Source organism: Mesorhizobium sp. J428 (genome assembly GCF_024699925.1).
Classification (GTDB): domain Bacteria; phylum Pseudomonadota; class Alphaproteobacteria; order Rhizobiales; family Rhizobiaceae; genus Mesorhizobium_A.
In genome coordinates this window covers 4323384-4347786 of the sequence record NZ_JAJOMX010000001.1, presented here as the reverse complement: position 1 = coordinate 4347786, position 24403 = coordinate 4323384, and the positions used below count along the sequence as shown (strand labels likewise).

Here is a 24403-nt window from a genome sequence, read left to right as displayed (position 1 = left end):
AGGGAGCGCGAAAGGAAACCCCATGCCCGTCCGCATCCGCAAGCTGATCGGAACCGTGCTGCTGATCGTGCTCGTCATCCTCTATGCCTGGATCGCCACGACGGTCGCCGTCGCCCGGCTTGGCGAGTCCGGGCCGCTGGTGCACCTGACCTATTTCCTGCTGACGGGGCTTTTGTGGATCCTGCCGGCGATGGGCATCATCAAGTGGATGGTGAAGCAGCCGAAGGCCTGAACCTCACACCGTCACGAATGCCCTGCCCCGATTGGCGAGCGGGGCCGTCACGCCGTTGACCATCGTCTTGATGTGGCCAACCTGCTGGTATCGGCCGTTCAGGGAAATGCGCGGCAAGGCGTGGAGATGACCGGCATGAGCGGGATAGAGCACGCCGTGCCGGGTGGTGACGGCGGTCGCAAAGCCGAGTTCGGCCGCAATCCGTGCCTCGCGCGCTCCCACCGCGGACTCGTAGCCATAGGGATAGGCAAGGTGGCGCGGCGTCTGGCCGAGCTCGATCTCGAGATATTTAACGCCGTCGCGCATTTCGCGGCGGACCTGTTCCTCCGACAGGCGCTTGAGATTGAAATGATGGAGCGTGTGGGCGCCGATGGTCAGCAACGGATGCCGGGAGGCCTGCCTCACCTCGTCCCAGGTCATCAGCGTCTCGCGCGAAGGCCGCGCATGATCCACTCCCGTCGCCGACGCGAGCGCACGGATGACGCGGCGCTGCTCCTCTTCCGGCAACTCCGTCGTCAGATAATCATGGATCGCGATATTGGCACGTATCTTGTCGGCCGGTGTCGATGCATCGACAGCCATAAGCCCCCTGGCGGTGTCGATATAGAGCCGGTCGCTGCGATAGACGATCTCCTCCAGCACGTCCCACCAGAGGTCGATCGTTCCTTCGATCAAGGCCGGCGCGACATAGATCGTCATCGGCGCGGCGTGCCTCTCGAGCACGGGCAGAGCGCATGTCACATTATCACGATAGCCGTCGTCGGCGGTGATGGCGAGAAAACGTTCCGGGCTGGCCGGCGCGGACAGAAGGTCGGGCACCTCGTCCATCGACACGAAGCGGAAGCCGAGCGTCTTCATTTCGCACAGCACTGCGTCGAGGAACTCGGGCGTGATCGCCAGGTGCCGGTTGATGCCCGACGGCAAAGCCGGATCGCGCGTGACACGGTGCAACATCAGGATCGCGCCGGAACCCGCAGTGAACCGCGCTGCCAACGCACCGAGACCGCTGAATCTCGCCATGTTGAGGGCGAGCTTTCGCAGCAACTCCCCCCTGTCGATCATTGATTCACCTTTGCAGCGTAGTTTCATCGCGCCGGAAGACGCGCCGAGGCACCGTATCGGGCAAGGATTGAAGTATGGTTGACGCGTCCACGCAACTCTCGCGCATGCAACCGAATTTAGCCGGACGCGACAGAAGCAGAGCCATGGACGGCCCAACGATGAACATGACTGTCGCGCCCGCTGACTATTCTGCACTGGTTGATGGGCGGGTCGTAGCCCCGGCGCAGACAGCCAGTTGGGTCACGGCGTGGAGGGAGGTCTCGGGCGAGGATACGTTCGTCGTCTCGGCCGGTCCCGACACCGGCCCGATCGTGACACTGCCGCTTGAAGTGGTGCGGAAAGGCCCGTTCCGGATCGCCCGCTTCATGGGCGGAAGCCACGCTGCTGGTAATTTCCCCGCCTTCCGCGAGGGCTCGGGACTCTGACCCGCATGCATCTGGCCGCTGCGGTGAAAGCAATTCGTCCCGACGTCGATCTCATTTATCTCGAGCGGACGCTGAAAGAGCTCGGCGGCGTAACGTCTCCGCTTGCCGCGCTTCCAAGCAGCGAAAGCCCCAACGTCGCGCTCGCCGTCTGTCTCGACGGCGGGTTCGAGGCGCTGCTCGATCGCGCGAGCGGCAAGCGTAAACGCAAGAAGCATCGCTCCCAGACGCGCAAGTTCGAAGCGGCGGGTGGTTTCCGTCGCATCGAAGCACGCACGCCCGAAGAAATCGACATGCTTCTGGAGCGCTTCTACGAGATGAAGGCCAAACGTTTCCGCAAGATGGGGATCGCCGACGTTTTCGCGCCACCCGGCGTGCAGGCTTTCTTTCGCAAGCTGTTTACCGACGCGCTGTCCATATCGCCACCGCCCTTCGTGTTGCACGGGCTCGAAGTCGGCGGGACATTGCGAGCGATCACCGGGTCGAGCCGGTCGGGCGATCGCCTTGTCTGCGAATTCGGAGGGATTGCCGAGGACGAACTGGCCTTCGTCAGTCCAGGGGAATTCCTGTTCTACCAAAACATCCACGAAGCCTGCGAACAGGGCTTCGACATTTATGACTTCTCGGTTGGGGACGAGCCTTACAAAAGGCTTTGGTGCAACATCGAAACGCGTCACCTTGATATCGTCGTTCCCGTCTCCGCCAAGGGCCGTATCCTTGCTGCGGGTCTGTCCAGCGTTACGGCGATCAAGCGCGCCATCAAGCAGAACCGCGTGGCCTGGGCGCTGGTGAAGCGGCTGCGCCGGCAGACGGCAACGCCGCCGGCCGAGGACGATTGAGATCGATCAGGCCGCAGAGCGATTCGGCACGGTGGGCGTCGGATTCTCGAACGCCTCGGGCTTCACGAGCTCTATGTCGCCATAGCCGCCGGACCTGAGGTCGGCAGCCGTCGCGTCCACCGCGCTGTCGCCCAGCTCAAGCGCGCTGACGAAAACCCGCGTCCCCTCGCCCACCAGCCTGCGGATGCCGGCGGCGTCGGCGGGACCGCATTCGACAACCACGAGGTCGTAGGCCGAGCCCAGCGAATTGAGGATGATCGGCAGCCGATCGGCGGCGCGCATGGCACGCGCCGGATTGGCCGTCCCGACCGGGATCACATGGCAGTCGGAATAGATATCGGCGTGGATGACATGCGAGAACTGCGATTCGGCGGTGAGGAGGTTCGTGATGCCCGGCACAGCCGTCGTTTCCAGCGTCGGCAATGACGCCGCCCCCGACGAAGTGAGGTCTACCAGCGCAACGCGCAGTCCTGAATCCGCTACTTCGCGCGCCACCAGCACGGCGCTCGCAGCCCCTTCGTCACCCTCCGGCGAGACGAAGATCGCACGCACAGCCCCGCTGGAGATCAGCCGCTCGGCCGCAGCCGACACGCTGAGGCGATTGTCGTTCGGCGCTATGCGCACCCGCGCCGGAGCCGGCTTCTCAGCCACGACTGGCGCGGGAATCACAGGCTGAGGCTCCGGCGGCAGAGACGCGGGCTGGACGGCCGGTTCGGGCTGAACGGGCGCCTCAGGTTCGGTCGCGGTGGCTGCTGGCATGGACACATGCTCGACCGTTTCCATTCTGCCTCCACCGGCTGGACGCATGGCGCGACCGGAAAAGAGTTCCCGCAGCAGGGTGATGATGGCCATTACGAGCAACGACCCTACGAACGCCGCGCCGACGATCGGCACGATCTTGGGGAAATAGGGGTCGAATGGCACGGTCGCGCGCGAGAAGATGCGCGCATCCGCCGGCAGGTAGGAGCGATCGCGGCGCGACGCTGCCTCGCGGTAGCGCGTGAGATAGGATTCCAGCAGTTCCCGCTGGGCGGCAGCCTCGCGTTCGAGCGCGCGCAGCTCGACCTCCTTGTCGCCGACACGGGCGGACTCGGCCTTCACATTGTTCAGGTTGGCGACGAGCTTGGCTTCACGCAGCTTAGCGGTCTCGGCCTCGGTTTCCAGCCCGCGCAGGATGTTGCGTGCCTCGTTCTTTATCTGGCCGTCGAGATCGGCCAACTGCGAGCGCAGCGATTTGATGCGCGGATGATTGCCGAGCAGCGTCGTCGACAAATCAGCGATGTCTGTGTTGAGCTGCACCTGGCGCTCGCGCAGCCGCTGGATCAAAGGCGAAGAGATCACATCCGGCATTGCATCCAGCGAGCCGCCGCCGCTGATCGCGTCGCGCAAGCTTTGGGCGTTCGCTTCGGCGGTGGCCCGCGCGGCGCGAATTCGGGAGAGTTCGGTCGACATCTCCGACAGTTGCTGCGTGGCAAGCGCCGAATTGTTCTGTCCGATCAGCAGGTCGGACTGCGAGCGAAACTCTGCGACCTTGGTTTCCGCCTGCTTCACCCTCTCACGCAAGTCCTCGATCTCGGGTTCGAGCCAGTCCGTCGCCGACGCGTTCGACTTGAGCTTCGCCTCCTGCTGCATGGCGAGATAGGCATCGGCGATCGCATTGGGCACTGCAGCCGCGAGTTTGGGGTCCTCGGAGGAGAAATCCACCACGATGACACGCGAGCGCTCGACGCGGTAGACGCGCAGCTTTTCACGCATGGTCTTCAGAACGCGGTCCTCCGCGGCAATGCCACCCGGGTCACTCTTGAGGCCGACCAGCACCATCAGGCGGCCGACCAGGCCCATGTTCGCCTGCTCGTCGAACTCCTTCAGCTTGCCGAGTTCCAGTTTGGCAGCAACTTGCTTCAGCAGATCCGAGGACGTGATCACCTCGACCTGGCTGGTGACGCCCTCTTCGTCGAGGATGGGCCTGTCGCTCTCGCCGGCCGGCGTCGGGCGCGTGAAGACGGATTCCGTCGTCTCGATCAGGATACGCGTCTCAGCCCGGTAGTGCGGCGTGGACAGCCAGGCGATAAGAAAAGCCAGGCCGGTGACCGCGATCGTCACCGCCAGGATCAGCTTCCAGTCCCTGACTATGCTGGCAAAGAGGGTGCCGAGGTCGACATCGACATCGCTGCCCCTGACTGCACTGCCCGACATGGCGTCACTCCGAACCAAACATAGCGAAAAGTAAACGTCTATGGTTTCCGTCGGGTTAAGAAATTGCGCTGCAAGGACGGAGCGGGACCACAGCGGCGTTGCCAGCCTTTACCGGCCATTAACCCTAACGGGAGGATAACGTCCCGGTATCGCGCCGGTTCGCCGGCCCGTCCATGCAAAGGGTTCGTGTCCGCAGATGAAACGCCCCGCTCCGCTTCTTCTTGCCTTGCTCGCCGCGGCGCTCGCCGCCGGCTGCAGCAGCTACAGGCCCGCGCCCGCCGCGTTCAGCAAGTCGCTCCAGGCGCCGTATGTGCTCGACTCGGGAGACAGGATCCGCGTCACGGTCTTCGAACAGGAAGGCCTCACCAACACCTACAGCGTCGACCAGGCCGGCTATATCGCCTTCCCGCTCGTCGGCGCGGTGGCCGCACGCGGTCAGTCAGCGGCGCAGCTCGAGGGCGCGATCGCCGCAAAGCTGCGCAACGGCTACCTGCGCGATCCCGACGTGTCAGTCGAGATCGACCGCTACCGTCCGATCTTCGTCATGGGCGAGGTCGGGGCTTCCGGCCAGTATTCCTACGTGCCCGGCATGACAGTGCAGAAAGCGATCGCGGTGGCCGGCGGCTTCTCGCCGCGCGGCAACCAATCGACAGTCGACATCACCCGCACCGTCAACGGCAAGGTCATGACCGGTCGCGCATACCTCCGACCCGCTGCTTCCGGGCGACACGATCTACGTCCGCGAACGCCTGTTCTGACGGCGGCCGTGGTCGAGGTGGGGAGAACTCTGCGCATCGTACACTGCTTTCGATCGCCGGTCGGCGGTATCTTCCGCCATGTGCGCGACCTCGCGCAGGCACAGTCGGCGGAGGGCCATCTCGTCGGTATCATCTGCGATTCCTCGACCGGCGGCGACTACGAGGACCGACTGTTCGAACAGATCGCGGACACGCTGGCGCTGGGCGCGCACCGCACACCGATGCAGCGCCATGTCGGACCGGGCGATGTGACCGCCGCTTACAGAACCTATCGTCTCATCAAGCAATTGCAGCCGGACATTCTGCATGGGCACGGCGCCAAGGGTGGCGTCTACTCCCGTCTGTTCGGCTCGCTTCTGCGGGTATCCAGGTCTCGCGTAGCCCGCCTCTATTCGCCGCATGGCGGCAGCCTCCACTACGACGCCAATACGATGACGGGGAAGCTGATCTTCGCTGCCGAGCGCGTGATGGACCGCCTCACCGATCATCTGTTCTTCGTCTCCGGCTACGAGGAACGCGTCTTCCGCGAGAAGATCGGCCCGCCCCGCGCGCCGTCGAGCCTCGTCTACAACGGGCTCGGCGAGGCCGAGTTCATTCCGGTCACGCCGGCGCCCGGCGCGGCCGATTTCCTCTACATCGGCATGATGCGCGACCTCAAAGGCCCCGACATTTTCATCGATGCGCTCGCCCAGGCGGAAAAGTCGACGGGGCGTGAACTCACCGCGGTGATGGTGGGAGACGGCGATGACCTGCCGGCCTACCGGGAACAGGTGGCGCGGCTCGGCCTTGGCGCCCGCGTGTCATTCCGTCCGCCGATGCCGGCGCGCCAGGCATTCGCGCTCGCCCGCGCCATCGTCGTGCCGTCGCGCGCTGAAGCAATGCCTTACATCGTGCTGGAGGCGCTGGCGGCCGGGCTACCGATGATCGCGACCTCGGTTGGCGGCATTCCCGAGATATTTTCGGTCGGCTCCTCTGCCCTTGCCCGCCCGGACGCAGGCGAGATCGCCGCGCGCATGGAGAAGCTCGTCGCCGATCCTGCTGCCTGGCAGGCCTTGATGCCAACCACAGGTGCGCTCAAGGCCAAATTCGGCGTCGACGTCATGGCCCGCGCCATAGAGCGCGAATATTTCCGCGTGCTGGAAAGCTGACGCCGGACAAGGGCTGTTCCGCGGCTCGCGTGCCGCGCCGCTTAAACACGAATGCACGACATAAGCCTTTCTTAGCAGAGAGGTGGTATATACTGGCATTGTTTTCCGCGGCATGGCGTCATGAACGAGATCGATCCGACAAACCGTTTCTCGCTGAACGCGGTGCGCAGCCATCAAGGCGAAGGCGCGGCCTCGCCGTCGAAGGCTCTGAACCCACTCGCCGAGCAGGTCGCCAGCCAATACCGGCGCGATACGATGTCGCCGGTGATGGTCTCCGGCCTGCTACGTATCGTCGAGTTTTCGTTGCTGGTGCTTAGCGGCCTGGTGCTGCATGGCTGGCTGATCGGCTACAACACCCATCTGGTCTGGCACTATCCGACGATCGCCATCGCCGCCTCGCTCCTGACGGTGATCCTGCTCGAATTCACCGACTGCTATCAGATTACGTCGCTGCGCAGCCCGCTTTCGAATGCCGGCAAGATTCTGCTCGTCTGGTCAGGCACATTTGCGATCCTCGCCATCGCCGGCTTCCTGTTCAAAGTGTCCTCGGACTTTTCGCGCCTTTGGTTCGGCACATGGTACGCCACCGGCCTGGCGCTGATGTTCGGCTTGCGTTTCGTGATGGCAACGCAGATCCGCCGCTGGGCCCGCAACGGGCGCATGGAGCGGCGCGCCGTGATCGTCGGCGGCGGCAAGAATGCCGAGGCGCTCATCCGCTCGATCGAGGCGCAGCCCTACAACGACATCCGCATCTGCGGCATCTTCGACGATCGTGACGATTCGCGCTCGCCGCCCGTCGTGGCCGGCTATCCGAAACTCGGCAATGTCGCCGAACTGATCGAGTTCGCCCGCATCGCGCGCATCGACATGCTGATCGTCTCGCTGCCGATCACTGCCGAGACACGGGTGCTGTCGCTGCTCAAGAAGCTGTGGGTGCTGCCGGTCGACATCCGGCTGTCGGCGCATTCGAACCAGCTTCGCTTCCGGCCGCGCTCCTATTCCTACATCGGCGCCGTGCCGATGCTCGACATCTTCGACAGGCCGATCAACGACTGGGACTCCGTCGCCAAGCGCGCCTTTGATATCGTTTTCAGCCTGCTGGGCATCATCGTTCTATCGCCGGTCATGCTGGCGACCGCCATCGCCATCAAGCTCGATTCCAAAGGGCCAGTGCTCTTCAAGCAGAAGCGACACGGCTTCAACAACGAGGTGATCGAGGTCTACAAGTTCCGGTCGATGTATGCCGACCGGTCCGACCCAAGCGCGAAGCAGGCTGTTATCAAGGGCGATCCGCGCGTCACGCGCGTCGGACGGATTATCCGCAAGACATCGATCGACGAACTGCCGCAGTTCTTCAATGCGCTTTTCGGGTCGCTGTCCTTGGTCGGTCCGCGGCCGCACGCAGTCGCGGCGCAGACACACAACCTCCTCTACAACGAGGTCGTCGATGGCTACTTCGCCCGCCACCGCGTCAAGCCCGGCGTGACCGGCTGGGCGCAGATCAATGGCTGGCGCGGCGAGATGGATACCGACGAGAAGATCAAGATGCGCACCGAATACGACCTCTACTACATCGAGAACTGGTCGCTCTGGTTCGATCTCAAGATCCTGTTCATGACGCCGGTCCGGCTGCTCAACACGGAAAACGCCTACTGATGGACGCGGTCGCCGGCCAGCTTCCGCGCGCGGCGGTCAACGACAAGGCGATCGCGATCATCGTCTCCTGCGCGGTCTCTCTCGGCGTCTTCCTCGCCGGCTTCGTCATCCGCGAGCCCGCCCCCTACGAACTCTACATGGCCGGGCTCATTGCAGTCTGGGCGCTGTTCGGCCTGCGTATTTCGAAGGGCATCACACCGCTCCTTGTGCTTCTGATCGCTTTCAACATCGGCGGCATGATCTCCATGACGCAGATGGCAGACCTGAAGGACACGCCGCTCTACATCGCCGTGTCGCTGTTCCTCGCCTTCACGGCGGTGTTCTTCGCGGCTGTTATCGAATCGCGGCCAGATCTCTATGCACTGATGTTCCGCGCCTGGGTCGCGTCCGCCGTCATCACCGGGCTGGCGGGCATCCTCGGCTATTTCCATGCCCTGCCTGGCTTTGAAATGTTCACGAAATACGAGCGGGCGGCCGGCGTGTTCCAGGATCCGAACGTGTTCGGACCGTTCCTGGCGCTGCCCGGCATCTGGCTGCTCTACCGCATCCTTACAGGCGGACCGTCGGAATGGCTGCGCTGCGTGCCGCCGCTGCTCGTCATCATCATCGCGATCTTCCTGTCGTTCTCGCGCGGCGCGTGGGGCCTGTTCGGCGTCAGCGCGATCCTCGTGACGGGCACACTGTTCCTGAGAAGCCAGAGCGGCATGTTCCGGCTGCGGCTGGCGATGATGACGGTCGCCGCCTTCGCGCTGCTCGTGGTGGCGATCCTGGTGGCGCTGCAGATCCCGTCCGTCGCCGAACTCTTCACCACCCGTGCCCAGCTGGTGCAGGAGTATGACGGCGCGCGTCTCGGCCGCTTCGCCCGCTACGTGATCGGCTTCCAGCTGGCGACGGAACATCCCTTAGGCATCGGCCCGCTCGTCTTCGGCCAACTCTATGGCGAAGACACGCACAATATCTGGCTGAAGGCGCTGATGGACTACGGCTGGCTCGGCTTCGCCTCCTGGCTCACCATGATCGTCTGGACGATCGCGGCAGGCTTCCGGATCCTGTTTCGCGAGCGGCCGTGGCAACCTTTCCTGCTGTGCGCCTGGGTGACCCTGATAGGCCATGTTGCGCTCGGCTCGGTCATCGACACCGACCACTGGCGTCACTTCTACATCCTGATCGGCATGGTCTGGGGCGCGATCGCACTGGAACGGCGATACGGCGCAAGCACTACGGTCTGAGCGCCCTATCGCGTGCCGCCGTCGTCCTTGGCCGCCTTCGGCAGCGGCAGCCAGTGCGCCGTAAGATCGGCCGCTACATCCTGCTTGGCGGAATGAAGCAGTACGAGACCCGGGCTGCTTGCCTCGATCACAGGATAGAATTGCGGGTTCTGCCGGCCGGCCGACATGTGAAACACGTTCTGGTCCCCATAGGCGAACAATTCGCGCTGCGTGATGTAGCTGTCGCTATTCAGATCGGCACTGCCGGTGATCGCGCGCGCGAAGACGTAGCTCGCCAGCCCCTGCCGCTCGCCCTCAAAATCCTGCTCCATCGCGAACTCCTCCTCCTGCGAGGCGCCGAAGAACGTCACGTTGGCAAATTCGCGATCGAGAATGCCACCGGCATGACAGCCGTCGATCAGCACGATGACGTTGACATTCTTGCGTGCAGCAGCCGCCATCCACTCGGTGAAGATGTCGTCGGTCAGCTTCCTGTCAGCGCTGAAGTCGGCGAGGTCGGAATATTTGTCGAGCGGCTGAGGTCCGGGAAGAATGAGGAAGTCGCGCAGTCCATCCTTCTCGTTCGGCTTGTCCGGCGCCGGCTCCTGCGTCCCCTGCCCCGAATAGGTGAAGACAATCGTGTCGCCGGGATCGGCATCTTCGAGCAAATCGTTCCAGACGTAGTCAATGAATTTGAGGCGGGCGTCCTGGTCGAGGAGTGTGACGACCTTCTCAGCCCCGACGGCGGCGAGCGCGTCCGACATATGCCTTGCATCATTGACCGCGCCGCGCAGGTTGTGTCGTCCACCATAATCGTCGATGCCGATCACCAGGCCGTAGAGCTTGGGACGCGGTGCCTTGAGATAGAACTGACCGACCACCTGGTCGTAATAAGCCGGGTCCTGGTCGTGCGGCACGGTCGCGGCGAGAGCATGCACCTCGACCTGCGTGCGCTTGGCGATCTCGACCGCGGGCATCCCCGGCGTCGAGAGGATCGGCTTGAACGTGCGCGTGAAGACCGAGTTCGGATCGGTATCGTCTGGCCCGAGCCGGTCCAGCGCCTTCTGGCCGATGCCGGCGGAATAAAGGACGAAGGCGCCCTTCTGCGGCGTCATCCGCGCCAGGCCGCCATAGGCGCGCACTGCTCGCGTATCGGCGTCAGGCGGGAAAGGATTGTCGCGACAGGCGTCGAGCACGACGAAGGCGATCTCGACACCACGCTCGTAGATCCGGTCAACCAGCTCCTGCGCGTCGACTGAGTATCGCTCGAGACGCGATTCGCGGACCGCGTCGAGCGCGGGCATGTCGGCCGGCAACAAGAAGTTGCGTTGCTCGTAGCTCACGCCGTGGCCAGCGAAAAAGAAGAAGGCGACGTCGCCCCGCTTCAGACTGTCGACGAAATCGTCCACCGCATCGTCGAAATCTCTCGCAGATACGTTCAGCTTCAGCGTGACGGAGAAGCCAAGTTCCTCCAGCGTCGACTTCAGGGAAACGGCGTCCCCTTCGGCCTTGTTGAGGTCGGTCAGTTCATTGTAGTCGTTGTTGCCGATTACCAGCGCAAGCCGTCGCTGGCCCTTGGAGACAGCCTCCTTCAGCGAGGGCATCGCCCGAAGGTCCTCGACTACCGCGGCGATGTCGTCGGCGCGGCGAGCTAGGTCCGCCCTTATCTCGCCGTCGAGTGCCAGGCCCGCCTGTGCCGGCGCCGCAAGCAGGCAGCCACAGACGATCCCCAGGCGCGCCAGCACCGTCGCTCCGAATCTCGCCCTTCCGCGCGCGTCCACGCCGCCCGAACCTCCACGTGCGACCACAGAATAATCCCGGCGTGCCGCGCTATCAACAAGGCGGAACAACACCTGGTAGTCTTGGGCTTTCATTGCCAAGGCCGATTTACCCCCTTGCCTCGCAAGCCCGTGTTCTATAGGGCTTGCCGCGGTTCGGAGCGTAGCGCAGCCCGGTAGCGCACTTGACTGGGGGTCAAGGGGTCGTGGGTTCGAATCCCGCCGCTCCGACCATTGAAATTACCGGCATGCGCGTCCCATTTCGGGTGCGTCTTCTTTGCCCTGCGCGGGCGTCTCAAAATATCGGCAAGGTCGTCCATGGAAATCTTCACCGCCGAAGGGTTCACCGCGCTTCTGCAGGTCCTCGCGATCGACCTCGTCCTGGCAGGCGACAATGCCATTGTCATCGGCCTCGCCGCGGCCGGCCTGCCGAAAGAGCAGCGCAGCAAGGCGATCCTCATCGGTATCCTCGCGGCTACCGTGCTGCGCATCTGTTTCGCGCTGATCACTACCCAGTTGCTCGCGCTCGGCCCGGGCCTGCTGGTCGCAGGCGGACTTCTGCTGCTCTGGGTCTGCTGGAAGATGTACCGCGAGATGACGGTCAGTCACGAGGAAGAGCATGCCGCGGAGGAAGCGCTTCTCAACCGAGACACCAACGAGGACGGCACAATCGCCAAAGGCGCGCCGCGCAAGACCTTCGCGCAGGCCGCGTGGCAGATCGTCATCGCCGACGTGTCGATGTCGCTCGACAACGTGCTGGCGGTCGCGGGCGCGGCGCGCGAGCACCCGACAGTCCTCATCATCGGCCTTGCAATGTCCATTGCCCTGATGGGCTTTGCTGCGTCCTTCATCGCGCAGCTTCTGCACCGTCACCGCTGGATCGCCTATGTCGGCCTGATCATCATCCTCTACGTCGCGCTGAAGATGATGTACGACGGCGCGGTCGGCATCTGGCCGGAATATTCATTCACGGCCCTCTTCGGCGGCGCATAAGCGCCGCCGCCGGCCTTTCACCTCTTCTTTTCGGGTAGGTCGGTCAGCGCACCTGATCGAGCAGGCGCTTGCATTCGAGCAGATCGAACAGCGCCTCCTGCAGCAACGCGCGATTGTCTTTCGACAACCGCGACTGGCCAGGCGCCACCGGACCGTCGTCGTCGGCCTTGCCCAAGCCAAAGAAACGCCGGCTGGGCTTCACCTTCGGCTCGCCCACCAGCATCTCGTCGTCCACGCCGCCACGCGGGGCCGTGCTCGCGGTAGCCGCTTGCGCAACCTCCTGCTTGCGCGCAGCGATCGCCGCGACTGCAGCCATGTCGCCGGTGCCGACGGCAGCAATGAACTGGTTGCCGTTCTCGCGCAGCAGCTTCTGGACGCCCTTGATCGTGTAGCCCTGGTCGTAGAGCAGGTGGCGGATGCCCTTGATCAGGTCCACGTCCTGCGGCCGGTAATAGCGGCGGCCGCCGCCTCGCTTCATCGGCTTGATCTGGGTGAATCGCGTCTCCCAGAAGCGCAGCACGTGCTGAGGCAGGTCGAGGTCTTCGGCGACCTCGCTGATGGTGCGGAATGCGTCGGGGCTCTTGTCCATGCGGCTACGCCTCCCCCAATCGTGATTCGTCACACATTCCAGCGGTTTGCGCGGCGATATTCAAGGCGATGTGGAGACGCGGGCGAAACCGCCCCCAGCTATTTTCCGCCTTTCGGCTTCGCCTGCTGGTGATTCCGGAGGATCTTGCTCTTCAGGACGTTCGATGCCTTGAAGGTCATGACCTTGCGCGGAAGGATCGGCACTTCCTCGCCGGTCTTCGGGTTGCGCCCGATTCTCTCGTTCTTCGAGCGCACCTGGAAGGTCGCGAAGGAGGACAGTTTGACAGTCTCGCCGCGCACGATCGCGTCGCAAATCTCGTCGAGCACCATCTCGACAAGTTGTGCGGATTCGGTTCGAGACAATCCCACCTTGCGGTAGACTGCCTCAGCGAGGTCGGCGCGCGTAAGTGTGTTTCCCCCCATGCGACCTTCCTGCAAACCAACAAATCCGACTAAACAGCGATAAAGCAACGTAAAAAATCAACCGGCCCCGGTCAAGAACCTACGGCATGCGCCCCCCGGCGCCGCAAGATCTGTCCGAACCCCGACCTTACCAACGTAGCAGAACGGCTCCCCACGTAAAGCCTCCACCCATCGCCTCGATCAGGACCAGATCGCCCTTCTTGATCCGGCCGTCGGCGACCGCGACGGAAAGCGCGAGAGGAACGGAGGCGGCAGATGTGTTGCCGTGCTCGCTCACGGTTGCGACAACCTTGGATGGAGCGATGCCCATCTTCTTCGCCGACGCGTCGATAATGCGCAGATTGGCCTGATGAGGAACAAACCAGTCCAGCTCCTCCGCCGTCGCACCGCCCGTTGCGAGCGCCGACGTCACCACATCGGTAATCATGCCGACAGCGTGCTTGAAGACTTCCTTCCCTTCCATGCGCAGATGGCCCACCGTGCCGGTGGTCGATGGCCCGCCGTCGACATAGAGCTTGTCCTTATGGGCGCCATCGGAGCGCAGCGCGGAGGAGAGGATGCCCGTGTCGGCGCTTGTTCCGTCCGTCTCCGCCGCTTCCAAGACGATCGCGCCGGCGCCGTCGCCGAACAGGACGCAGGTCGTACGATCCGACCAGTCGAGGATGCGTGAAAAGGTTTCCGCGCCGATGACCAGGACCCGCTTTGCCATGCCGCCGCGGATATGCAGATCGGCGACCGAGACGGCATAAACGAAGCCGCTGCACACGGCCTGGAGGTCGAAGGCGAAGCCGTGGTGCATGCCGAGCCGGTTCTGGATCTCCACCGACGTCGCCGGAAAGGTGTTGTTCGGCGTCGAGGTGGCAAGCACGATCAGGTCGATGTCGGCCGGCGTGAGACCGGCGTTGGCGAGAGCGGCGCGGGCGGCGGCTTCGCCGAGCGATGCCGTGGTCTCGTCGTCCGAGGCGATATGGCGCTGGCGGATGCCGGTGCGCTGCACGATCCACTCGTCGGACGTGTCCACCATCTGCGAGAGTTCGGCGTTGGTGAGTACGCGCCGAGGCAGGGCGGACCCCACCCCCTTCACTTGCGAGCGGATCATCAGTCTTGCCCTTCCTCGGTGGGTTCGGCGGCCTTGCGGCGCGACAGTTCCGGCGCGCGGGCATGGAACTGATCGAGGTCGGCGCGGATCTTCTCGATTAGCCCGTTGCGCGCCATGTCGTAGCCGAGTTCGACAGCAGCGGCAAACCCCTCGTCGTCGGTGCCACCGTGGCTCTTCACCACGATGCCGTTCAAGCCCAGGAAAACGCCGCCATTGATCTTGCGGACGTCCATCTTTTCGCGCAGCCTGTCAAACGCCCCCTTGGCGAAGAGGTAGCCGATCCGGGCCATCAGCGTCCGGCTCATCGCCGCGCGCAGGTAGCCGGAGATCTGCTTGGCCGTGCCTTCCGCGGTCTTGAGCGCGATGTTGCCGGAGAATCCTTCGGTCACGACCACGTCGGTGGTTCCTTTGCCCAGGTCGTCGCCTTCGACAAAACCGCGATAGTCCATCGAAGTAAGTTCGGCTGCGCGCAGCAGCGAGCCCGCCTCGCGAACGTCCTCCTGGCCCTTGATCTCCTCAACACCGACATTGAGCAGGCCGACCGACGGCTTCGCGATGCCAAAGACGGCGCGCGCCATCGCAGAGCCCAGAATGGCGAAATCGATCAGCTGATGCGCGTCTGCGCCGATCGTAGCACCGACATCCAGCACCACGCTCTCGCCGCGGGTCGTCGGCCAGATCGCAGCGATCGCGGGACGGTCGATCTGCGCCATCGTGCGCAGGCAGAACTTCGACATGGCCATCAGCGCGCCAGTATTGCCGGCGGAGACGCAGACGTCGGCATCGCCGGACTTCACCGCCTCGATCGCCTTCCACATCGAGGATTTCCACCGGCCGTGACGCAGCGCCTGGCTCGGCTTGTCCTCCATCCGCACTGCCACTTCGCAATGGACGAACTGGCTGATCGCGCGCAGGCGCGGATGCTTGATGAAGTGCGGCGAGACCACGTCTTCGCGGCCGTAGATGAGGAAACGCACGTCGGGGCGGCGCTCAGCGACCCGCAGCAGGCCGGGCATGACGATTTCGGGCCCGTGGTCGCCCCCCATCGCATCAATCGAAATCCTGATCACGCGCGCCTAGTCTCTTTTTTGACGTTTCTATCCGCGGGATGCGGGACAGGCCAAGCCAGCGGCGAAAATAGCGGTTTTGCGTCGCCACACAACCTCCATTTGGAGCCCGTTACCGCCTTTTCGAACTTTGCGAACGCGGGTAGCGAAGGGCCGCGAACGGCGAATCGTCGTCGCCTGCCGAGGTGGCCGTCGGCAGTTCCGCCCCGGGCTTGCGCGGGTAGGGATCGATTCCGAGCGCGAAAAACTCCTCGGCCACCGCGCCGGCGTCGATCGTCACGCCATCGAAGGTTTCGGGCGGGTCGGACGCGTCGGCCGAGAGCACCAGCTCTCCTTCGTCGATCGTATCGCGTGCCAGCGGCGAACCCTCCGGTACAAAGACGATGTCGACCTCCTCGTCGATCTGCGCCTCCATCGGCTCGAGCGTGACAACGCATTCCTGGACGATCGAGGCACGGACACGCCCGGTGACGCTCACGCCGCCGCTCTTCCAGTCTTTCAGGAGAAGCTCGGCACGGAACGAGCTCACCGAAACCAGGTTTTGCGCGCGGGCAAGTTCGCCCAGTTCCTTCGCGTTGGGCTCGATAACGACCGGGAAACCCTTCTGCGGCAGGCGCCGAACGTCGATCGGATATGAAATCGGGCTCTTGTCCATCATTGCCCCTCCCCTTCTCCCGCCTGCGGGAAATGCACTTCGCCCGAAAGCAGCACGTTGAGATGCTGGGCCGCGAGCTCATCCGACGCTTGCACGACATAGGCAGCGAGCTGCGCCGCCTGCGGCCAGTCTGTTGCGTCCGGTCGCACGTTGCGGCGAAGCGCTGCCGTCAGCGCACCAAGGTCGCGAGCATCGAGCGCCTCGTCATAGCTCTTCGTGCGGCCGTAGAACATCCTCGCCAGCGTCTTCATACGTTTCGGAATGCCCATGTCGCCGATGCCGAGTTCCCGCAGCGATTGGTCGACATCGAGGAAGAAGGTATCGGCAAGCTCCTGCCCGAGCGCATCGGCTGCCTCGCCCTCGCCTCGTATCCGATGCAGGAACAGATAGATGTGCAACCCCACCATCTCGAAGCGGCCGAGCGGCGTGTCGGGAACGGCCCAGTCCGAATAAGGAGCCGGCTGCCGCGCCGCCGCCACGATTCGAACGTATACGGCATCCGCTATGGCGCGGTTTCGCCGTCGCGCCGGGTTGAAGAATTGCTTGAACATGCCGGGAGACTCCCGCCGATTGCGCAGCTTCGGTTGCATCGGCCCGAAAGCTGGTTTACCGAGTCTCCCGCTTCGTGCAAGCCGCCGCGGGAGCAGAGTGACATGGAGATGTCGTTGCGTGCATTGAAAATCAAGGCGGGAACCGCCCGGTTGGGCTCCGTGATGCTGGCCGTGGCCGCGGTGGCTGGGCTGTCGGGCTGCAATGCCGGTTCGGCTCTGTCGAGCAGCGAGACCCTGACCCAGGGCTACGTGATAGATCCGCAGGCGATCGACCTTGTGCCACCCGGGTCGAGCCGCGAACAGGTGCTGCTCGCGCTCGGTTCACCCTCGACACGCGCAACCTTCGACAACGAGGTGTTCTACTACATCTCGCAGAAGCGCCATCGCTCGATGGCATGGCAGAATCCCCATGTCGTGGATCAGCGCGTGCTCGCTGTTTATTTTGGTCCCGACGACCGCGTCGTAAACATCGCCAACTACGGCATGCAGGACGGAAAGGTGTTCGACTTCATCTCCCGGACCACGCCGACGGGCGGCAAGGACCAGAACTTCCTCGGTCAGATCCTGTCCGGCTTCGGCGGCAAGAAGGGCCAGGCGCCGAACCTGTTCGGCAATCCCGGCGGCTGATTACGCCCATGGACGGCGGTAGGCCGCCGATCTTATCTCAGAATCAAGAACCCCGCGGAATTGCTTCCGCGGGGTTCTTTCTTTTGGCTGTTTACCTGCTCAATGCGCGAGGACGGCGAGCAGCAGCAGCGCCACGATGTTGGTGATCTTGATCGCGGGGTTCACCGCCGGGCCGGCGGTGTCCTTGTAGGGATCGCCCACAGTGTCGCCCGTGACCGAGGCCTTGTGCGCCTCCGAGCCCTTCAAGTGCTTGACGCCGTCCTTGTCGACGAAGCCGTCCTCGAAGGATTTCTTGGCGTTGTCCCAGGCACCGCCGCCGGAGGTCATCGAGATGGCGACAAACAGGCCATTGACGATGACGCCAAGCAGCGAGGCTCCGAGCGCGGCGAAGGCCGAGGCCTTGGAGCCTGAGATCAGCAGTACGCCAAAATAGACCACCAGCGGCGCCAGCACGGGCAGAAGCGACGGGATGATCATTTCCTTGATCGCAGCCCGCGTCAGGATGTCGACCGCGCGTGCATAGTTCGGCTTGGTCGTGCCCTGCATGATACCCGGGTTCTCGCGGAACTGCTTGCGCACCTCCTCGACGATCGAGCCCGCCGCACGCCCGACGGCCGTCATCGCGATACCACCGAAGAGGTAAGGGATCAGGCCGCCGAAGATCAGGCCAGCCACGACATACGGGTTCGACAGGTCGAACGACACTGTGCCGATATCCGAGAAGTATGGATACTGGGTGGCGTTCGCCGCGAAATACTGCAGATCGTAGCTGTAGGCCGCGAACAGCACCAGCGCGCCGAGACCGGCGGAACCGATCGCATAGCCTTTGGTGACCGCCTTGGTCGTGTTGCCCACCGCGTCCAGCGCATCGGTGGATTGACGCACTTCCTTCGGCAGACCCGACATTTCGGCGATGCCGCCAGCATTGTCAGTGACCGGTCCAAAGGCGTCGAGCGCCACGATCATGCCGGCGAGGCCGAGCATGGTCGTCACCGCGATGCCCGTTCCGAACAGGCCGGCGAGCTGATAGGTCGCGATGATGCCACCGACGATGACGATCGCCGGCAGGGCCGTCGATTCAAGCGAGACGGCAAGGCCCTGGATGACGTTGGTCCCGTGACCGGTGACCGATGCCTGGGCGATCGAGTTCACCGGGCGCTTGTTGGTGCCGGTGTAGTATTCCGTGATCACGACGATCAACCCCGTCACCAAGAGGCCGATCAGGCCGCAGATGAACAGGTTGGTGCCGGTGATCGGCATGCCGTTGGCCGTGCCTACCTCGCCCCAGCCGATGGTCAGGGACGTTGCCGCGCCGAGGCCGACGATCGAGAGCGCGCCGGTGACGATGAGGCCCTTGTAAAGAGCGCCCATGATCGAGCCATTGGCGCCCAACTTGACGAAGAAGGTGCCGACGATCGAGGTGAGGATGCAGGCGCCGCAGATCGCCAGCGGATAGAGCATGACGCTGGACAGTATTGCGCTGCCGGCGAAGAAGATCGCGGCGAGGACCATCGTGGCGACCACGGTCACCGCGTAGGTCTCGAACAGATCCGCGGCCATGCCGGCGCAGTCGCCGACATTGTCGCCGACGTTGTCTGCGATGGTCGCGGGGTTGCGCGGATCGTCCTCCGGAATGCCGGCCTCGACCTTGCCGACGAGGTCGCCGCCGACGTCCGCACCCTTGGTGAAGATGCCGCCGCCGAGACGGGCGAAGATGGAGATCAGCGAGGCGCCGAAGCCCAGCGCCACGAGGGAATCGATGACCGTACGGTCGGCGGGCGCGTAGCCCATCGGGCCGATCAGGATCCAGTAGTAAACCGAGACGCCGAGCAGTGCGAGGCCGGCCACAAGCATGCCGGTGATGGCGCCTGACTTGAAGGCGATGTCGAGACCGGCGGCAAGGCTGTTCGAAGCGGCCTGCGCCGTCCGGACGTTGGCGCGGACGGAGACGTGCATGCCGATGAAACCGGCGGCACCCGACAGCACCGCACCGATCAGGAAGCCGATCGCGGCCTGCCAGGAGAGGAGCCAGAGTGCGAGGAGGAAGACGACCACGCCAACGATGGCGATGGTGGTGTACTGACGTGCGAGATAGGCCTGCGCACCCTCACGGATGGCGCCGGCGATTTCCTGCATGCGTGCATTTCCCTGGTCGGCCGCGAGGACCGACTGCGTTGCCCAGATGGCGTAGACGACGGAAAGCAGACCGCAGGCAATGACGACGTAAAGCATTGTCATGCCGATTTCCCTTGGTTTGGCCCGGCGAACCCCTCCCCGGGCCGTTTGACCAGACCGTTTCGCCGCTACACGGAAATCGGTCCTCCGCTGCGGCATATGCGGGTAGCGAAACGCTAGCGTCAAGGATTTGTTACGGTTTTGCCCCGGTTTCGCTGCAAAGCCACACGCAGCGGCTGTGCAGTTTTACCTGTCACGCCGCGACGCGGTTCCTACGCAGGATCAGCATCCCCAAGGCCACCAGACACAGCGTCGCCACCGGGAAAATCACCCAGTTCAGCATGTCCCAACCATAGGTGTTGTAGGTGACGCCGGACATCAGCGAGCCGACGGCAACGGACGAGAACAGCACGAAGTCGTGGAACCCCTGCGCTCGGCCTTTCTCCGACGGCCGGTAGGCGTTCGTCACCATCGCGGTCGCGCCGATGAAACCGAAGTTCCAGCCGAGACCCAGCAGGATCAGTGCCGTCCAGAACTGCCAGAGCGCGATTCCCGAGAGGGCGACAACGCCACAAGCGATCAGCAGCACGAGGCCGGTCGCAACGATCTTCTCCGCACCATAGCGCATGATCAGGCGGCCGGTGAAGAAGCTTGGGGCGAACATCGCCATGACGTGCCAGGAAATGCCGAGCGTCGCCTCGTCCGGCGAAAAGCCGCAGCCGACCATCGCAAGCGGAGCGCCGGTCATGACGAAGGTCATCAGCGCATAGGTGGAGACCGCGCACAGCAACGCCACGGCGAATTGCGGCTGCCGCACGATCTCCGCCAAGGGCCGCGCCGGCTCCGCATGAACCTGCACCGACTGGCCGGAATGAACTCCCGGACGGAGGAACGACAGGACGACCGCCCCGACCGCCGCCAGCACGATCATCGAAGCAAAGGAGCCAGCGAACATCACCGGCGCAAAGAGTTCTCGAGTGAAGATCACGATTTGCGGACCGAGGATGGCTGTCACGATGCCGCCCGCCATCACGAAGGAAATCGCACGCGCCTTGAAAGCGGCCGGCGCGTCATCGGCGGCCGCGAAACGAAGCTGCTGGACGAAGGCGCCACCGCCGCCCACCACGAGCAGGCCAAGCGCGAACAGCCAGAAATTGCCGGCGAAGATTGCCGCCGTCGCGATCGCGCCACCGAGCGCGGTAACGACGGTTCCGAACATGAAACCGCCGCGCGTGCCAATCTTGCGGAGCACCGCCGCCGCCGGCAACGCCCCTAAGGCCACGCCGAGATTGAAGCTCGTGACCGGGGCACTCGCAAGCGACTTGTCCGCGTCGAGCAGGTAGTATCCCGTGAGCGCTCCCATGGAGATCGCGATCGGAGCGACCGATCCAACGATCGCCATCGCCGTCGCGTATATCAGCGCCGTGCGGCGGGCTTCCGCTTCGGCCACAGCCATGTCAGGCGTCCTTGCCCCTGCCTTCTCCGCGCACCCGCCGCGCCACGCGGTCGAGAACGGCGTTGACCAGCTTCGGTTCATCCTCCGAATAGAACGCCTTGGCGATGTCGACATATTCGGAGACGATGACGGCCACCGGCACGTCCTCGCGCTGCATCAGCTCGTACGCGCCGGCGCGCAAGATGGCGCGCAGCGTCGAATCGAGACGCGAGAGCGGCCAATCCTCCGTGAGCGACTGACGGATGACCGGATCGACGACCTTCTGGTTTTCCACGACGCCCGCGAGGATCGCGCGGAACCATTGCGCGTCCGCCTCGCGGTAGACCTGGCCGTCGATCTCCTTGCCGAGACGAAAGGCCTCATATTCCGACGCGATCTCGAGCAGGCCGGTGCCAGCAACGTCCATCTGGTAGAGCGCCTGGACGGCGGCAAGCCGCGCCGCGCCGCGCTTGTTGGCGGCGCGCGGCGCGCTGGGCTGGGATCGGGCGTCGCTGCTCATCGTCAGGCTCCGAGCCGCTCGCGGATGGCGATCATGGTGAGCGCTGCCCGCGCCGCGAAGCCGCCCTTGTCGCCTTCGCTCTTCTTCGCGCGCGTCCAGGCCTGCTCCTCGTTCTCGGTGGTGAGGATGCCGTTGCCGATTGCAAGCGATTCCTCGACCGACAGGTCCATCAGCGCCCGGCTCGATTCGTTGGCGACGATGTCGAAGTGATAGGTGTCACCGCGGATCACGGTGCCCAGCGCGACAAAGCCGTCATAATCGGTGCCATCGTCGTCGGCCGCGTCCAGCGCCATGGAAATAACCGCAGGGATTTCGAGCGCGCCGGGAACGGTGATCACGTCCCAGGTGGCGCCTGCCTCTTCCAGCGCCGACGTTGCGCCCTCGAGCAGCGCGTCGGCAAGGTCATCGTGGAACCTCGCCTCGACAATGAGAACGTGAGCACGCTCGGGTTTGGCGAACGCCTTGCCGTGGTCGGATATGCCTGCCATGTCTATCTCCGGATTGGCGGCTGACTTAGGCTGAACCGGAGATGTCCGCAAGCGCCACTTGGCGCAGTGCGGCAGAACGCGCCCGTTCGACGATCGGCTCTGCAGCTACAGCCCTTCCGTCGCAGCCTCCGCGAGCCGCGCAGCGTAGCGGGCCATCGTGTCGATCTCCAGATTGACGCTGTCGCCCACCTTCCTCTCGCCCCAGGTCGTGACGGTCAGCGAATGGTGGATCAGGAGCACGTCGAACTCGTCGCGATTGACCTGGTTGACGGTGAGCGATGTGCCGTCGAGGCAGACCGATCCTTTCGGCGCGATGAAGCGCGCCAAAGGCGCGGGCGCGCGGAGCCGAAAGCGGACCGCTTCGCCTTCGTCCTCGCGCGCGATGATTTCAGCCATTCCGTCAACATGGCCGGAGACGATATGCCCGCCGAGTTCGTCGCCGATCTTCAGCGCCCGCTCGAGGTTGAGCCGCGTCCCCTCCCGCCAGGCATCGGCCGTGGTCAGCCTCAGCGCCTCTTCCCAAGCCTCCACCTCAAACCAGCGGGCGTTGGAGCCGGTGTCCGGCAGCGCGACCACGGTCAGGCAAGGGCCGGAACATGCGATCGAGGCGCCGATCTCGATCGAGGCCGGGTCGTAGTTCATCTCGATGCGGAAGCGCTTCCCTTTCGGCAGCGGCTCGACCTTGGCCACGCGGCCGACATCCGTGACTATACCCGTAAACATCAGTCCCTCACCCATTCGGAATACTGGTCGAGGCCGTAGCGCGCCTCGCGGACGAGCCTGAAGCCATCCGGTATCGTCTCCGGCGTCACCGGCGAGCGGATACCGTCCTCGCCGATCGGATTCGGACCGCGGAAGAGTGCGATGCGATCCACCATGTCGTCTTCCAGGAAGGTTCGCGCCGTCGCGGCCCCGCCTTCCACGAACACGGTAGAGAAGCCTTGTCCGGACAGATCCTCCAGCAGTTCGGGCAGCGCGATGCGGCCGTCATGCGTCTCGGTCGCGAGGAAGCGCACGCCCAGCATCTCCAGCGACGAGCGCCGGACAGCGCTCGCCTCTGGCCCCACCGCTAGATAGAGCGGCAACGAACGCGCAGACAAAGCCAGCTTCGACATCATCGGCAGCTTGGCCGAAGGATCAAGCACCACGCGGACGGGCGACCGCTCCTCAAGCCCCGGCAGGCGGCTGTTCAGTTCCGGATCGTCGGCCAGCACCGTGCCGATCCCGACCATAATCACATCGGATTCGGCGCGCATCAGGTGGACCTGCGCACGCGAGATGCCGCCGGTGATCTGCACCTGGCCAGCATCGCGCCTGCCGATCATCCCGTCTGACGAAATGGCAAGCTTGAGAGTCACTTCAGGGCGTTTTTTCGAGGATCGCGTAAGGTAGCCGGCGAGTTCGTCGGCAGCCTCGTCCGCCAGCACGCCTTCGACCACCTCGATACCGGCTGCACGCAGAATGGCATAGCCGCGGCCGGAGACACGGTCATCCGGGTCAGCCGCGGCACCGACGACGCGCACCACGCCAGCCGTAACCAGCGCCTCGGCACAGGGCGGTGTGCGGCCGTGATGTGCGCATGGCTCCAGCGTCACATAGGCAGTCGCGCCGCGCGCGGCTTCGCCGGCCTCCGCAAGCGCCTGCGTCTCCGCATGAGGCCGGCCGCCAACCGCAGTAACGCCGCGGCCGACAATCACGCCGTCCTTGACGATCAGGGTTCCAACCGACGGATTTGTCGAGGTGAGGCCCAGATGCCGACGCGACATGCGGATCGCAGCGGCCATGAAACGGCGGTCGGTGTCAGAAATCGCAAAACCGTCTCCTTCCGCCGAGTCGACGGTTCCCTCTTGCTCCTCAGCCAAAAGCGGATCGTCGGATGCGCCCGGAGCCTCTGCGACGTCAACGATGTCTTCAGCCGAGGCACGTAAAGCCGGCTCGTCCGCAGCCGCGGACACCTGATCGTTCTGCGCCTCGGCTGGTTCGCCGGGCTTCGGCGTGTCGTCGGGATCGGGCCGCTCCGTCATCCGTTCTCGTCACCCTTCAGCTCGCCGAGCAGTTCGTGGAAGTCCTTTGCTTCACGGAAGTTGCGGTAGACCGAAGCGAAGCGGACATAGGCGACATCGTCGAGCGACTTCAGCGCCTCCATGACGAGCCTGCCGATCTCCTCCGACGGGATCTCGGTCTCGCCGGAGCTTTCGAGCTGGCGCACGATGCCGCTCACCGCTCGATCGATGCGATCAGGATCGACGTTGCGCTTGCGCAGCGCAATGTCGATCGACCGCTGCAGCTTGTCGCGGTCGAAGGGAACCTTGCGCCCGGTCTTCTTGACCACCACGAGATCGCGCAGCTGCACCCGCTCGAAGGTGGTGAAGCGGCCGCCGCAGTCCGGGCAGACGCGCCGGCGACGGATGGCGGCCCCCTCCTCCGCAGGACGGGAGTCCTTCACCTGCGTGTCCATCGATTGGCAATAGGGGCAGCGCATT

At 64.2% G+C, this 24403-nt stretch carries 24 protein-coding genes, 1 tRNA gene and 1 pseudogene; 10 read left to right on the top strand and 16 right to left on the bottom strand.

The window, feature by feature from the left end; genetic code table 11:
• Positions 1–22: 22 nt before the first annotated feature.
• On the top strand, positions 23–232 hold the full coding sequence (locus tag LRS09_RS21805; RefSeq protein ID WP_085464972.1) for a DUF2842 domain-containing protein: 210 nt from the start codon (positions 23–25) through the stop codon (positions 230–232).
• A gap of 3 nt (positions 233–235) precedes the next feature.
• Here the strand turns inward: LRS09_RS21805 and LRS09_RS21800 are convergent, their stop codons facing one another.
• Positions 236–1294: a polysaccharide deacetylase family protein gene (locus LRS09_RS21800; RefSeq protein WP_257808996.1), complete on the bottom strand. Its 1059-nt coding sequence runs from the start codon at positions 1292–1294 to the stop codon at positions 236–238.
• Between the two features lie 143 nt (positions 1295–1437).
• Here LRS09_RS21800 and LRS09_RS30100 point away from each other — a divergent pair, with 143 nt between their 5' ends.
• On the top strand, positions 1438–1719 hold the full coding sequence (locus LRS09_RS30100; RefSeq protein WP_308240328.1) for a hypothetical protein: 282 nt from the start codon (positions 1438–1440) through the stop codon (positions 1717–1719).
• Positions 1720–1724: 5 nt separating this feature from the next.
• A complete protein-coding gene (locus tag LRS09_RS21795) occupies positions 1725–2555 on the top strand; it encodes a GNAT family N-acetyltransferase (RefSeq protein ID WP_308240327.1) in 831 nt (276 codons plus the stop codon).
• A 6-nt stretch (positions 2556–2561) separates the two neighbouring features.
• Here the strand turns inward: LRS09_RS21795 and LRS09_RS21790 are convergent, their stop codons facing one another.
• A complete protein-coding gene (locus LRS09_RS21790; RefSeq protein ID WP_257808995.1) occupies positions 2562–4751 on the bottom strand; it encodes a GumC family protein in 2190 nt (729 codons plus the stop codon).
• A 196-nt stretch (positions 4752–4947) separates the two neighbouring features.
• On the opposite strand from LRS09_RS21790, the pseudogene LRS09_RS21785 reads away from it, so the two are divergent.
• The 4 genes and pseudogenes from LRS09_RS21785 (at position 4948) to LRS09_RS21770 (ending at position 9542) form a co-directional block, all read left to right on the top strand.
• A pseudogene (locus tag LRS09_RS21785) lies at positions 4948–5509 on the top strand (polysaccharide biosynthesis/export family protein).
• 17 nt (positions 5510–5526) lie between these two features.
• Positions 5527–6657: a glycosyltransferase family 4 protein gene (locus LRS09_RS21780; protein ID WP_257808994.1), complete on the top strand. Its 1131-nt coding sequence runs from the start codon at positions 5527–5529 to the stop codon at positions 6655–6657.
• 120 nt (positions 6658–6777) lie between these two features.
• Positions 6778–8313 (top strand): undecaprenyl-phosphate glucose phosphotransferase, encoded by a 1536-nt coding sequence (locus tag LRS09_RS21775; RefSeq protein ID WP_257808992.1) that lies wholly within the window; start codon positions 6778–6780, stop codon positions 8311–8313.
• Positions 8313–9542 (top strand): O-antigen ligase, encoded by a 1230-nt coding sequence (locus LRS09_RS21770; RefSeq protein WP_257808990.1) that lies wholly within the window; start codon positions 8313–8315, stop codon positions 9540–9542. Before LRS09_RS21775 ends, LRS09_RS21770 begins: the two co-directional genes overlap by 1 nt.
• Positions 9543–9547: 5 nt before the next feature.
• Here LRS09_RS21770 and LRS09_RS21765 read toward each other — a convergent pair whose 3' ends face one another.
• On the bottom strand, positions 9548–11266 hold the full coding sequence (locus tag LRS09_RS21765) for a caspase family protein (RefSeq protein WP_257808988.1): 1719 nt from the start codon (positions 11264–11266) through the stop codon (positions 9548–9550).
• Between the two features lie 190 nt (positions 11267–11456).
• Between LRS09_RS21765 and LRS09_RS21760 the strand changes: the two genes are divergently transcribed.
• Together LRS09_RS21760 and LRS09_RS21755 are read left to right on the top strand one after the other, a co-directional pair.
• Positions 11457–11533: transfer RNA gene (locus LRS09_RS21760), tRNA-Pro, on the top strand.
• An 84-nt stretch (positions 11534–11617) separates the two neighbouring features.
• Positions 11618–12292 carry a TerC family protein gene (locus LRS09_RS21755; RefSeq protein ID WP_257808987.1) on the top strand — a complete coding sequence of 225 codons (675 nt, stop codon included), beginning with the start codon at positions 11618–11620 and terminating at the stop codon, positions 12290–12292.
• Positions 12293–12335: 43 nt separating this feature from the next.
• On the opposite strand, the gene LRS09_RS21750 is transcribed toward LRS09_RS21755, so the two are convergent.
• The 6 genes from LRS09_RS21750 to LRS09_RS21725 all read right to left on the bottom strand — a co-directional run bounded on the left by LRS09_RS21750 (position 12336) and on the right by LRS09_RS21725 (position 16675).
• Positions 12336–12881 (bottom strand): MerR family transcriptional regulator, encoded by a 546-nt coding sequence (locus LRS09_RS21750; protein ID WP_257808986.1) that lies wholly within the window; start codon positions 12879–12881, stop codon positions 12336–12338.
• A gap of 98 nt (positions 12882–12979) precedes the next feature.
• Entirely contained in the window at positions 12980–13303 is a 324-nt protein-coding gene (locus LRS09_RS21745) for an integration host factor subunit alpha (RefSeq protein ID WP_085464962.1), read from the bottom strand.
• 127 nt (positions 13304–13430) lie between these two features.
• Positions 13431–14402 carry a beta-ketoacyl-ACP synthase III gene (locus LRS09_RS21740; RefSeq protein WP_257808985.1) on the bottom strand — a complete coding sequence of 324 codons (972 nt, stop codon included), beginning with the start codon at positions 14400–14402 and terminating at the stop codon, positions 13431–13433.
• Positions 14402–15472 carry a phosphate acyltransferase PlsX gene (gene plsX / locus LRS09_RS21735; RefSeq protein ID WP_257808984.1) on the bottom strand — a complete coding sequence of 357 codons (1071 nt, stop codon included), beginning with the start codon at positions 15470–15472 and terminating at the stop codon, positions 14402–14404. Before plsX ends, LRS09_RS21740 begins: the two co-directional genes overlap by 1 nt.
• 109 nt (positions 15473–15581) lie before the next feature.
• Positions 15582–16127, bottom strand: a complete 546-nt coding sequence (locus LRS09_RS21730) for a DUF177 domain-containing protein (protein ID WP_374684870.1) — start codon at positions 16125–16127, stop codon at positions 15582–15584.
• Positions 16124–16675: a ubiquinol-cytochrome C chaperone family protein gene (locus tag LRS09_RS21725; RefSeq protein ID WP_257808982.1), complete on the bottom strand. Its 552-nt coding sequence runs from the start codon at positions 16673–16675 to the stop codon at positions 16124–16126. Before LRS09_RS21725 ends, LRS09_RS21730 begins: the two co-directional genes overlap by 4 nt.
• 102 nt (positions 16676–16777) lie before the next feature.
• Here LRS09_RS21725 and LRS09_RS21720 point away from each other — a divergent pair, with 102 nt between their 5' ends.
• Positions 16778–17302 carry an outer membrane protein assembly factor BamE gene (locus tag LRS09_RS21720; RefSeq protein WP_374684929.1) on the top strand — a complete coding sequence of 175 codons (525 nt, stop codon included), beginning with the start codon at positions 16778–16780 and terminating at the stop codon, positions 17300–17302.
• Positions 17303–17401: 99 nt separating this feature from the next.
• Here LRS09_RS21720 and LRS09_RS21715 read toward each other — a convergent pair whose 3' ends face one another.
• The 7 genes from LRS09_RS21715 to nrdR form a co-directional block, all read right to left on the bottom strand.
• Positions 17402–19540, bottom strand: a complete 2139-nt coding sequence (locus tag LRS09_RS21715; protein ID WP_257808981.1) for a sodium-translocating pyrophosphatase — start codon at positions 19538–19540, stop codon at positions 17402–17404.
• 190 nt (positions 19541–19730) lie between these two features.
• Positions 19731–20933, bottom strand: coding sequence for an MFS transporter (locus LRS09_RS21710; protein ID WP_257808980.1), 1203 nt, complete (start codon positions 20931–20933; stop codon positions 19731–19733).
• Position 20934: 1 nt separating this feature from the next.
• On the bottom strand, positions 20935–21432 hold the full coding sequence (gene nusB / locus LRS09_RS21705; protein ID WP_257808978.1) for a transcription antitermination factor NusB: 498 nt from the start codon (positions 21430–21432) through the stop codon (positions 20935–20937).
• Between the two features lie 2 nt (positions 21433–21434).
• Complete coding sequence (gene ribH / locus LRS09_RS21700; RefSeq protein ID WP_257808977.1) at positions 21435–21920, bottom strand: 6,7-dimethyl-8-ribityllumazine synthase; 486 nt, start codon at positions 21918–21920, stop codon at positions 21435–21437.
• A 105-nt stretch (positions 21921–22025) separates the two neighbouring features.
• Entirely contained in the window at positions 22026–22643 is a 618-nt protein-coding gene (locus tag LRS09_RS21695) for a riboflavin synthase (protein WP_257808976.1), read from the bottom strand.
• Entirely contained in the window at positions 22643–23944 is a 1302-nt protein-coding gene (ribD, locus tag LRS09_RS21690) for a bifunctional diaminohydroxyphosphoribosylaminopyrimidine deaminase/5-amino-6-(5-phosphoribosylamino)uracil reductase RibD (RefSeq protein WP_257808975.1), read from the bottom strand. The genes LRS09_RS21695 and ribD overlap by 1 nt, the downstream gene beginning before the upstream one ends.
• On the bottom strand, positions 23941–24402 hold the full coding sequence (nrdR, locus tag LRS09_RS21685) for a transcriptional regulator NrdR (RefSeq protein WP_085464951.1): 462 nt from the start codon (positions 24400–24402) through the stop codon (positions 23941–23943). Before nrdR ends, ribD begins: the two co-directional genes overlap by 4 nt.
• Position 24403 lies beyond the last annotated feature (1 nt).